This is a genomic window from Labrys sp. KB_33_2, assembly GCF_052114505.1.
Lineage (GTDB): Bacteria > Pseudomonadota > Alphaproteobacteria > Rhizobiales > Labraceae > Labrys.
Window position 1 is genome coordinate 1 of record NZ_JBFREW010000044.1, and the last position, 9,751, is coordinate 9,751.

10 protein-coding genes are annotated in these 9,751 nt (G+C 62.4%); 7 read left to right on the plus strand and 3 right to left on the minus strand.

What is annotated here, in order from left to right; translation table 11 throughout:
- Window positions 1-423, plus strand: a 423-nt coding sequence (locus AB4037_RS34170) for a LysR substrate-binding domain-containing protein (RefSeq protein ID WP_441774600.1), incomplete at its 5' end; no start/stop codon positions are given.
- A 331-nt stretch (window positions 424-754) separates the two neighbouring features.
- On the opposite strand, the gene AB4037_RS34175 is transcribed toward AB4037_RS34170, so the two are convergent.
- A complete protein-coding gene (locus tag AB4037_RS34175) occupies window positions 755-1,696 on the minus strand; it encodes a LysR substrate-binding domain-containing protein (RefSeq protein ID WP_441774601.1) in 942 nt (313 codons plus the stop codon).
- 116 nt (window positions 1,697-1,812) lie between these two features.
- Between AB4037_RS34175 and AB4037_RS34180 the strand changes: the two genes are divergently transcribed.
- From AB4037_RS34180 to AB4037_RS34190, 3 genes are all read left to right on the plus strand, one after another.
- Window positions 1,813-2,682: a pirin family protein gene (locus AB4037_RS34180; RefSeq protein ID WP_441774602.1), complete on the plus strand. Its 870-nt coding sequence runs from the start codon at window positions 1,813-1,815 to the stop codon at window positions 2,680-2,682.
- A gap of 131 nt (window positions 2,683-2,813) precedes the next feature.
- Window positions 2,814-3,470 (plus strand): hydrolase, encoded by a 657-nt coding sequence (locus AB4037_RS34185; protein WP_441774603.1) that lies wholly within the window; start codon window positions 2,814-2,816, stop codon window positions 3,468-3,470.
- Between the two features lie 124 nt (window positions 3,471-3,594).
- The gene (locus AB4037_RS34190; RefSeq protein ID WP_441774606.1) at window positions 3,595-3,834 is read left to right on the plus strand and encodes a putative quinol monooxygenase; all 240 of its coding nucleotides are present in this window, start codon (window positions 3,595-3,597) and stop codon (window positions 3,832-3,834) included.
- 711 nt (window positions 3,835-4,545) lie between these two features.
- On the opposite strand, the gene AB4037_RS34195 is transcribed toward AB4037_RS34190, so the two are convergent.
- Both AB4037_RS34195 and AB4037_RS34200 read right to left on the minus strand, forming a co-directional pair.
- Window positions 4,546-4,920: a VOC family protein gene (locus tag AB4037_RS34195; protein ID WP_441774604.1), complete on the minus strand. Its 375-nt coding sequence runs from the start codon at window positions 4,918-4,920 to the stop codon at window positions 4,546-4,548.
- Between the two features lie 346 nt (window positions 4,921-5,266).
- Window positions 5,267-6,085, minus strand: coding sequence for an AraC family transcriptional regulator (locus AB4037_RS34200; protein ID WP_441774607.1), 819 nt, complete (start codon window positions 6,083-6,085; stop codon window positions 5,267-5,269).
- A gap of 76 nt (window positions 6,086-6,161) precedes the next feature.
- On the opposite strand from AB4037_RS34200, the gene AB4037_RS34205 reads away from it, so the two are divergent.
- The 3 genes from AB4037_RS34205 to AB4037_RS34215 are packed head-to-tail and all read left to right on the plus strand — an operon-like array spanning window position 6,162 to window position 9,381.
- Window positions 6,162-8,276, plus strand: a complete 2,115-nt coding sequence (locus AB4037_RS34205; protein ID WP_441774605.1) for an FUSC family protein — start codon at window positions 6,162-6,164, stop codon at window positions 8,274-8,276.
- Entirely contained in the window at window positions 8,273-8,488 is a 216-nt protein-coding gene (locus AB4037_RS34210; protein WP_434960136.1) for a DUF1656 domain-containing protein, read from the plus strand. The genes AB4037_RS34205 and AB4037_RS34210 overlap by 4 nt, the downstream gene beginning before the upstream one ends.
- The gene (locus AB4037_RS34215; RefSeq protein WP_434960135.1) at window positions 8,485-9,381 is read left to right on the plus strand and encodes an efflux RND transporter periplasmic adaptor subunit; all 897 of its coding nucleotides are present in this window, start codon (window positions 8,485-8,487) and stop codon (window positions 9,379-9,381) included. Before AB4037_RS34210 ends, AB4037_RS34215 begins: the two co-directional genes overlap by 4 nt.
- Window positions 9,382-9,751 lie beyond the last annotated feature (370 nt).

Here is a 9,751-nt window from a genome sequence, read left to right on the forward strand (position 1 = left end):
ATCGCGAAGCGTGTCGGGCCGATCCATGGAAAGCTTGTCGCAAGCCCGGATTATATCGAGGTGCACGGGTCACCCGGGACTCCGGGCGAACTCGCCGCCCATCAGGCCCTCATGCAGGGAACGGAAGCCTGGCAGTTCATGGATGGTGACAAGATCGTCACGGTTCAGCCGCAGGGCAGGTTCAAGGCCGACAGCGCCACGGCGCTTGCCGCGGCGGCGGCGGCGGGTCTCGGCATCGCCTGGCTCCCCGACTGCATCACACATAAATATGTGGCCTCCGGCGCACTGGTCTCGCGCATCGCCTTCCAGATGAGCACCGCCTCGCTCGAGACGGCGGCGATGAAGCGTTCGATCGAGCTCCTGGGCACCGAGGTCGCGCCGATCGGCCGGGCGGTCACGCACGAAACCGAGAAGGCGACCTGATGGCTGAAGCGAGCTTGGGGGCAGACGATCGCTCCTGCGATTGTCCTGATGGGAGCGGCAGCGGTTGCCGTGCCGCTGTTCCGACGGCTCGGCCTCGGATCGGTCCTCGGTTGCTTCGCCGCCGGCGTGCTGGTGGGCCCATCGGTGCTCGGCCTGTTCACCGATGCCCAGTCCATCCTGCATTGCTCGCCTTGGTCTTCGGTGCGAGAAGGCCTGTCGCAAGCTCATCCCTGTCGGCAGCGTCGCCCGCACCGTGATCCTGCCGCCGGCTCGACGATCGGCAGACGCGCCCGGCTTCGACGGAGTCACGCAGAGCGTGCCGGTCGGAGACTTAATCCGGCGTCGGATCCTCGATGGGTGGCACGATAGTGTTGGCCAGCGCTCGCTGGATAGCGCACTCGCGGGCGAGGAAATCGACAAGCGCCCGAACCGACGGAAGCAGCCCGCGGCGCGACGGGAAGACGGCGTGGACGATGCCTGCCCGAGGCCGCCAATCGGGAAGAACATGGACGAGCCTTCCGGCCCTGATGTCATCCCAGATGAAGATGGTTGGCAGTTGCACGGCTCCCGCCCCCGCAATTGCCGCATCGCGAAGGACCGACATGTCATCCGTGACCAGGCGGGGCGAATGCGGAATGGCCGCCACCTGGCCATCGGCGTGGTGCAGTTGCCAGGCATGGTCCCGGTGCGGCCGCCGCAGATCGAGGCTGGGCAAGTTCCGCAGGTCGACGGGCGATTTCATTGCGCCGACGTTCAGCGCAGGGGCCGCAACAAGGCACTGGATGCTTTCGTCGAGCCTCCTCATGACAAGATCGGTCGGCTCCAGCGGCGGAAACCGCACGCGGATCGCCAGATCGAAGCCTTCGGCGATCACGTCGACGCGGCGATTGGTGCTCTCCAGATGCACCTGGATGCCGGGATTCTGCATCATGAAGCGCGCAATGAGCTCGCCGAACTGGAAGGAGAGAAGCGCCGTGGGGCAGCTCATCCGCACGATGCCGCGCGGCTCTGCCTGCACCTCGGCGACGATCTGTTCGGCCGCCTCCGCTTCGACGAGCATCGCGACGCAGCGCTCGTAGAACTCGCGACCGATCTCCGTCACCGAGAAGCGGCGCGAGGACCGGTTGAGGAGGCGCACGCCCAAACGCTCCTCGAGGAGAAAGACGCGGCGGCTCAGCCGCGATTTCTGAATGCCGAGCGCACGCCCCGCTGGCGAGAAGCCGCCGTGATCGACGACGGCCGCGAAATAATAAAGATCGTTGAGGTCCCGCATCGTCCTTTCGATAGGACGCTGCGTCTCTTTTAGCAATCTTTTTGGCCTGTCGTTGCGCTGGTATCCCTTCCCATCAGGCATCCCGCTATATGGTGCAAAGGGATCGGAGGACGAACATGGCCAGGAAGGTTCTGGGCCGTTACGGCAACGACCGGCAGCATTGGGTCGGCGGCGGCTTCCCGGTTCGCTCGCTCTTTTCGTACAACACGCTGGGCGCACACATCAGCCCGTTCCTGCTGCTCGACTATGTGGGGCCTTACAATTTCGAGCCTACCAAGCAGCAGCGCGGCGTCGGCAAGCATCCCCTCCGCGGTTTCGAGACCGTCACCATCGTCTATGACGGCGAGGTCGAGCATCGCGATTCCGCCGGCAACGGCGGTGTCATCGGTCCCGGCGACGTCCAGTGGATGACGGCCGCGGGCGGCATCATTCACGAGGAGCACCACTCGCCCGCCTTCGCTGCGGCGGGCGGACCGTTCCGCATGCTGCAGCTCTGGGTGAACCTGCCCGCGAAGGACAAGATGGCGCCCGCCGGCTATCAGGGCATCCGGAAGGCCGAGATTCCCGTCGTCTCCCTTCCCGGCGGTGCGGGCAGGGCACGGATCATCACCGGCGACTATCGCGAAGCGAAAGGGCCGGCGAGCACCTTCACGCCGATCAACCTGTGGGATCTGAGCTTGAAGGCCGACGCGGACCTGACGCTCGATCTGCCCGTAGGCCATACCGCCATGGTCGTGGTGCTGACGGGGCACGTGACGGTCGAAGGCAGCCACCAGGCCGGCGAGGCCGAGATGGTGCTACTCGCTCGCGAGGGCGGCGACGTTAGCGTCCACTCCGATGGCGACGCCAAGCTCCTGGTCCTGACGGGCGAGCCGATCGATGAGCCGATCGTGGGCCACGGGCCGTTCGTGATGAACAGCGAGGCGGAAATCCGCCAGGCCGCCGAGGACTTCGACAATGGGCGCTTCGTCACGGCCGCAGCGTGATTGAGGGGGCCGGATGCGAAACAAGTCCGGCACCTCTTTCCTGTGGAGGGGCAGGCGCTCGCCCGTCCACCTGATCGAGGGCTTCGGCCCGCTTCCAGCGCAAGATATCCAATCGAGGAAAAGACCTGCCAATGGCCAGCGAAGACATCCGCAACCCCAAGACCGATCAACTCCTCTCGCCGGAGAATTCGGCTTTCATTGTCATCGACTATCAACCGATCCAGGTATCATCGATCCGCTCGATGCCCCGTGACGAACTCGTCTTCAACATCGTGAGCACGGCCAAAGCCGCTGTGAACTACAACCTTCCGATTATCCATTCGACGGTCAACATCGCGACCGGCCGCAATAAGCCGCCGATTCAGGAACTGCAGGACGTGCTCGGCCACCTGCCGACCTACGACCGCACCTCGATCAATAGCTGGGAGGACACCGCGTTCAAGCAGGCGGTCAAGGTGATCGGCCGCCGGAAGCTCATCATGACCGCGCTCTGGACCGAAGCGTGCCTGACCTTCCCCGCGCTCGACGCGATCCAGGAAGGCTATGAGGTCTATGTGCCAGTCGATGCGGTTGGCGGCACCTCCCTCGCGGCGCACGAGGCGGCCTTGCGCCGCATCGAGCAGGCCGGTGCCAAGCTCATCAGCCGCGTGCAGATGTATTGCGAGCTCCAGCGCGACTGGGCGCGCGAGGCCACCGTCCCCGGTTTCATGGGCGTCTTCGACAGCTTCGACGGCTTCAACCCGGAGAAGGCCGCCGAGGAAGCGGCCAAAGCGCGCGCGAACGGCTGATTCGTGTGACGAAGGCGGCGCTCGCGTCCACGGCCGCCGCCTTCAGTCCCGCAAAGGAGCATGAAACATGAGCGAACTGTTTATCGTCGTCGGGCTCAAGGCCAAGGCGGGCTAAGAGGACGAGCTGCGCCGCGACCTTTCGGCAGTTGTCGAGCCGTCCCGCAAAAAGGACGGCAACATCCGGTACGACCTTTTCGAGGATCAGAACGAGCCTGGACGCTTCGTGTTCGTGGAGGACTGGGCCTCTGTCGAGGCACGTACGAAACATCACGAGCACGGCCCGCACATCGCGCACTTTCACTCCAACGGCGTGAACAACGTCGAGATGACGGAATTCGCGCACAAGCTGAAACGCGTTGCCTGACACAATTCGGCACGGCGTGGCCATCCGCCCGCATGCGCCTGAGGGCTAAGCAACAGACATCCGGATCACTGGGCGTCCAGCGCGACGAAGCTCCCGCCTTCCTCCTTTAGCCGGGCAAGATAGGCGGCGTGATCAAGGATCTGGTACGGGAAATATAGTCCAGCGGCGGTTGACGCGCAGCCGTCGAGCCCAGCCAATCGCTCCGGACAGGGTCAAATAGAGAACAGGGTCCAGTTATGACCGAGGGCAAGGAGGGGCAAACGTCACCATGGCAAAACTCGCTTCGAGCAGTCCATTGCAGCGAGGAACGGGCGCTGATGGCGATGGACGCCCTCCTCGGCGTATTTCATGTCGAGCTTGCGCTGGTCGTCGATCGTCCAGATGCCACGCCTCTCGCTCGCGCTCGCCACTGAAAACCTAAACGCCGGCTGCGGTGGGAAACATGAGGGAGAAGACTAGAAGTTGCTGCGATTTCAGCGACTTCTAGTATGGTTGCGGCCTCCGAATTTAGAGGACTATAGCGTAGACGTAGTTCTCATCATCACCCAGTGCGGCGCGCCAACTCTCCCCTTTCCGCCACGCAGATACCAAGATCACCGCCGGGGCGACGCCTTTCATCTGCTGACAATTCTACATTTTTCTTCAAGCGCAGACCCGGCTGATCGATCCATCAGAGCGGGCGGATGATCGCGGGCGCGGCTGGCGCCGATCTCACTTCGTTGGATGAGACCGTGCGGTGAGTTTATTTCCGTCCGGATCGCGTAGGTAGGCAACGAATGAGCCGTTTGGACGCTCCGCAGGCGGGCTCTCGATCGCTGTGCCACCATGCTCGGTACCGGCCTCGTGCCATGCCAGAACATGGTCGGGACTCGCGGCGGCGATACCGATCGTCCCACCGTTAGCCACTGTGGCCGGCTTGCCGTCAATCGGTTTCGTGATCATCAGTCGACTGCCCTCGTGGGTATAGATCAGCCTGCCTCTCGCATCCATCTCGCCGGGCCTGCCTCCCAGCGCAGCGAACGTGGCGTCGTAGAAGCCTCTGGCCCCCTCCAGGTCGTTGCTGCCGATCATGACGTGCGTGAACATATTTCATCTCCAGTAATATACACAATGGATCCCCAACCTAACGTATCCTACGTACCCATGGGCAGCTGCGAAAATCCCGACTAAAGCGACGGTTCTGCACCTGGCTTCTGCAAAAAAACCATTGATGACAATGGCCTCCATGAAGGGTCCGGTTTCAAGAGTGACGGCCGTCGATACGAACGTCCAGGATTGGGTTACTAGCCGCCACGGCCGATCTTCAGGATAAATCAGGTTCGCAAATAATCGGCGGTTCTCAGTGCCGTTTAGTACGACTGCTGTGATGGAAGGCATTATGGCGCGACGAAGTACAATTCGCGGACCGGGAGCATCGCCGAGAATCCGAATATCATTCGCGCGGGTTAGGCGCTGTAAGCAGCGTCGCCCTGCGTTGCGCAAAATACTGCGCGGGTGTGCTTCCTAGAGCCTTCTTGAACATCGTGATGAAGGCGTTGACCGAGTCGTAGCCAAGCTCGGCCGCTACGGTCTGCACCGTCGCACCGCTGGCCAGTTCTCGAAGTGCGACGACAAGGTGCAGTTGCTGCCGCCAGCGTCCGAACGTCAGGCCTGTCTCCGCGATCATCAAACGGGCGAGCGACCTCTCACTCATCGCCACGCGCTTCGCCCATTCGGCCAACGTACTGCGGTCGGAAGGTTTAACCGTCAGGGCATCCGCTATCGTAAGGATCTTCGGATGGCTGGAGATGGGCAAGTTGAAGCGTTCACGCGGCATTTCGGCCAGTTCGTCGAGGGCCACCCTCGCAAGCCGGGCCGCATGGCTATCCGGAGGATAGTCGGCAGGCTCGTGAGCCAGCCGCTTGACCATTTCCCGGATCATCGGGGAGATCGACAGAGTACAGCAATCCTCGGGTAGCTTCGCCGCTCCTGGCTCCACGAAGAGGTAGTTGAGTCGGGCATTCACTGTCGCCCGGACGCTATGCGGCACTCCGCCCGGGATCCAGACTCCGCAGTTGGGCGGCACGATCCAGATCTCGTTGTCCGCGGTACAGGTGACTGCCCCATGCAGCGCGAGGATCACCTGGCCCTTGCGATGCTGATGCATCGGCACCTCCGCCTCGTAATCCGCGAAGTCGAGCTGCCGCGCGACGGCCGGCTGATCCGTAAGGTCTGGGTTGAAGACGGAGACGGCTGATCGCGAAAGGAGCATCGATTGGCATATTTTGAATATTTTTTGACAGAATACCGAATTTATTCGCGTTTGCAACGCAGCGATAATGACTCGCATGAGCATCTTACTTGCAGCGAACAGATCGATAGAGAAGGCCGCCACTGCAATAGCGGGTTCGGTTTCGCATTTCTGGCGAGCCCAAACCACGAAGTCGGATGCGGATGCGGTTCTGTTCTCTGTGAAGAGCTTCGCCGCGGCGATGCTGGCTTACTACATTGCGCTGCGTATCGGGCTGCCCAAACCTTTCTGGGCCATCGTCACCGTCTATATCGTCTCTCAGACCTCCGCCGGCGCATCGCTCAGCCGCGGCATTTATCGGTTCGCAGGGACGCTTATTGGCGCCGTGGCGACGGTAGCGATCGTCCCGAATTTCGTGAATGATCCGATCGCATGCAGCGCGATTCTTGCCTGCTGGATCGGCCTTTGCCTCTTTTTCTCGCTGCTTGATCGCACGCCAAGAGCCTACGCCTTCGTTCTTGCCGGTTATACAGCGAGCCTGATCGGTTTCCCCAGCGTGCTCGATCCCGGCGCCGTCTTCGATACGGCCTCGGTGCGGGTCCAGGAGATTTCGATCGGGATTGTTTGCGCCGTGCTGATGCATCGTTACGTCCTGCCGAAGCGCATGACCGGCCAGTTCACCGGCAAACTGTCGGCAACGCTGCGGGATGTCCGTCGGCTGGCAGGCGACGCGCTCACTGGAACGCCCGGAGAGAATCGCAGCGAACGTTACCCGCTCGCAGCGGACCTCCTCGCCCTGCAGGGGCTTGCAACGCACCTGCCGTATGACGCAACGCCCGTAACGCCGGATGCCAAAAAGCTCCAACTGGTCCATGACCGGCTCGCCCGACTGCTTCTGCTCGCAACCGAGATTGAGGACCGGATCCATTCTTTTGGCGCCGAGGGCGACAACCCGCCCGATGAACTCATCGCCTTCCTCGGTGAGGTCGGGATCTGGATCACAATCGTCGAGGCGGCCGCGCGGGAGAGCGCCGCAGTCCATCTGATCGCGCGCGCGCGATCGATCCAGAAGTGTTTCAGCGCGGAGGACGCGACACCTGACGCCAGGCTCGCCGCCAATCTCGCCGGCCATCTGGCCGAGATGATCGGCCTGCTTCAGGACTGCGACAGGCTTGGGCGGAATATCGCGACTGCCGACCGCTCGCACGAAGCAGCATCGCTCCATGGGCCAGTGCATGCGAAGGGATACGTCTATCACCGGGATCCGGAGATGGCGGGCCGCGCCGCGCTGGGCGCGATTCTCGGCATCCTCATCGGCTGCGCCTTCTGGATCTGGTCGGCCTGGCCGGAAGGCGGAACGGCCGTCTCCATTTTCGGGGTATGCTGCACCCTGTTCGGGAATGTCGACGCGCCGGCGCCTAACGTCGTCAAGTATATGGTCGGCTCGATCTATGGGGTGGCGATCAGTCTCGCCTACAGCTTCGTCATCCTTCCCCAAGTCACGGACTTCGCCGTCCTTATCGCGGTGCTCGCGCCGGCGTTCCTGTTCGCTGGTTCCCTGCAAGCACGTCCCCCGACGACGTTCATGGCGCTTGGAATCACCCTCACCATCCCGATCCTCTCGGGTCTGAACGCCAACTACACCGGCGACTTCGCCGCGTCTCTCAACACCGTCATCGCGCTCTTTGCGGCAGTCGGTTTCGGGGCGGTGAGCCTGTCCCTGTTCCAGACCGTACCAGTCGATGCGGCGATCAACCGGCTGCTTCGCTTAAGTCGGAGAGACGTCAGACGACGAGCCCTTGGTGGCGCGTCCGACGAAGCACACTGGATGAGTCTCATGATCGATCGGACAGCGCTGCTGCTTCCTAGGTTGCGCGTGTCTGAGAAAGACTATTCGGACGTTCTCGACGATACATTGCACCATCTTCGCATCGGTTACGCCGTTAGTCGGCTTCGCAAGACGATCCCGCGCACCAAGGGCGAAGTTGGCGACAAGGTGAGCGATCTTCTTTCCGCGATCGCCATACGCTTCAGCGCTGCAGGCCTGCTGGGACCGGTCGATCACATCGACCTTGATCATCGCATCCAGACGTTGACGACGATGATCGCGGGCAGCTCGATCAAGAACCGCTTGCGGATGCTTGACCTGCTGATCGACCTTCGGTTCGCGCTCGGTTCCAGTGGCACGCCAGATGGGCGACGCAGCTCATGATCGTTGATCTCAATGTTGGCGGCGTCCTCATCCCCGGCCTCCTGGTGCTCGCGTTCGCAGCGCTCGTCGGCACCATTGCGGTGATCCGCATCCTCTCCGTCGCGGGCATCTATCGCGTGTTCGCATACCGGCAGCTCGCCGAGCTCGCCATCTTCGCCATCATGTACGGTCTGCTCGTGCAGCACCTGCCATCGATCGGGTTACTTCAATGAAGCCTTTTCTATCCCTGCTCGGCCGTTACGCCTTGACCCTTTGCCTCGTCGCGACCGCCGCTCTAATCGCGCTGCCGGTGTGGGGGCGCTACGAGCAGACGCCATGGACACGGGACGGGCGCGTTCGCGCTGATGTGGTGCGTCTCGCGCCCGACGTGTCCGGCCTCGTCAGCGAGGTGCTGGTGCATGACAATGAACAGGTTCATGCGGGCGACGTGATCTTCCGCATTGATCAGGCGCGCTATGCGCTTGCCCTGAAAACGGCGGAAGCCAAAGCGGACAGCAGCAAGGCCGCGCTCGACATGGCCAATCGCGATCTCGTGCGTTATCGCCAGCTCGGGGACGCGAGCGCCACCCGGCAAAAGTTGGAACAGGTGGAGACCAACGCCCGGCAGGCTGGGGCAAACTATCGGCAGGCGCAACTCGACCGTGACCTCGCCGCGCTCGATCTAGCACGATCTTCGGTCAAGGCTCCGGTTGACGGCATCGTCACCAATCTGGGCATCCATCCAGGAGACTTTCTGGCGGCCGGGGTGCAAGCGGTGGCCCTTGTCGACACCGCCTCGCTGCGCATCGAGGGATACTTCGAGGAGACGAAGCTGCGGCAGGTCGCGATCGGCGACCAAGCCAGAGTCCGGCTGATGGGAGATGATGCCGAGATCACCGGCCGCGTGGAGAGCATCGCCGCCGCCATTGCCGACGACCAGCGGGGCGACACGGGTAATCTTTTGCCGAAGGTCGTGCCTACCTTCTCGTGGGTCAGGCTCGCGCAACGCATCCCGGTCCGCATCCGCATCACCCCCGTTCCCGCCGGCATCAGGCTGATCTCCGGCCGTACCGCGACCGTCGAGATCATCCCCGCTAGCGCCAAGTCTGCTAGCGCGGCGAACTGAGATGGCGATGGTCTAGTGCCAATCAGTGGGCTTTATTCGAACCCCACCCCCACGCACCTTCGTCGGCAGAAGCGGCTCGATCACCGACCGCTCGAAATCCGTCAAGTCAAAGCGCGCGATCTCAACCTCCAAGGTCGAGATCAATGAATTAGAACGCGCCCGCTCGGGGAACTCCGTTTATGGTATAAGACTAGGGCTTACGGACGCACCGCTTGATCAATTGGAGTGCACCCCATATCTGAGACAATGGAATTTGGGTAACAGGGCTCCAGGAGCCCATTATGTCGACGCCATTTGGCAGAAGCCCCCGGCAGTATTCGACTGCCTTCAAGCAAGAAGTCCTGCGCCGGTTGGAGAGCGGCGAGGCGGT

What these genes read in the sequence shown, in the direction of transcription:
- AB4037_RS34175 (WP_441774601.1), bottom strand. Translation starts at nt 1,696, where the DNA reads ATGCGGGACCTCAACGATCTTTATTATTTCGCGGCCGTCGTCGATCAC.
- AB4037_RS34180 (WP_441774602.1), top strand. Translation starts at nt 1,813, where the DNA reads ATGGCCAGGAAGGTTCTGGGCCGTTACGGCAACGACCGGCAGCATTGG.
- AB4037_RS34185 (WP_441774603.1), top strand. Translation starts at nt 2,814, where the DNA reads ATGGCCAGCGAAGACATCCGCAACCCCAAGACCGATCAACTCCTCTCG.
- AB4037_RS34195 (WP_441774604.1), bottom strand. Translation starts at nt 4,920, where the DNA reads ATGTTCACGCACGTCATGATCGGCAGCAACGACCTGGAGGGGGCCAGA.
- AB4037_RS34200 (WP_441774607.1), bottom strand. Translation starts at nt 6,085, where the DNA reads ATGCTCCTTTCGCGATCAGCCGTCTCCGTCTTCAACCCAGACCTTACG.
- AB4037_RS34205 (WP_441774605.1), top strand. Translation starts at nt 6,162, where the DNA reads ATGAGCATCTTACTTGCAGCGAACAGATCGATAGAGAAGGCCGCCACT.
- AB4037_RS34210 (WP_434960136.1), top strand. Translation starts at nt 8,273, where the DNA reads ATGATCGTTGATCTCAATGTTGGCGGCGTCCTCATCCCCGGCCTCCTG.
- AB4037_RS34215 (WP_434960135.1), top strand. Translation starts at nt 8,485, where the DNA reads ATGAAGCCTTTTCTATCCCTGCTCGGCCGTTACGCCTTGACCCTTTGC.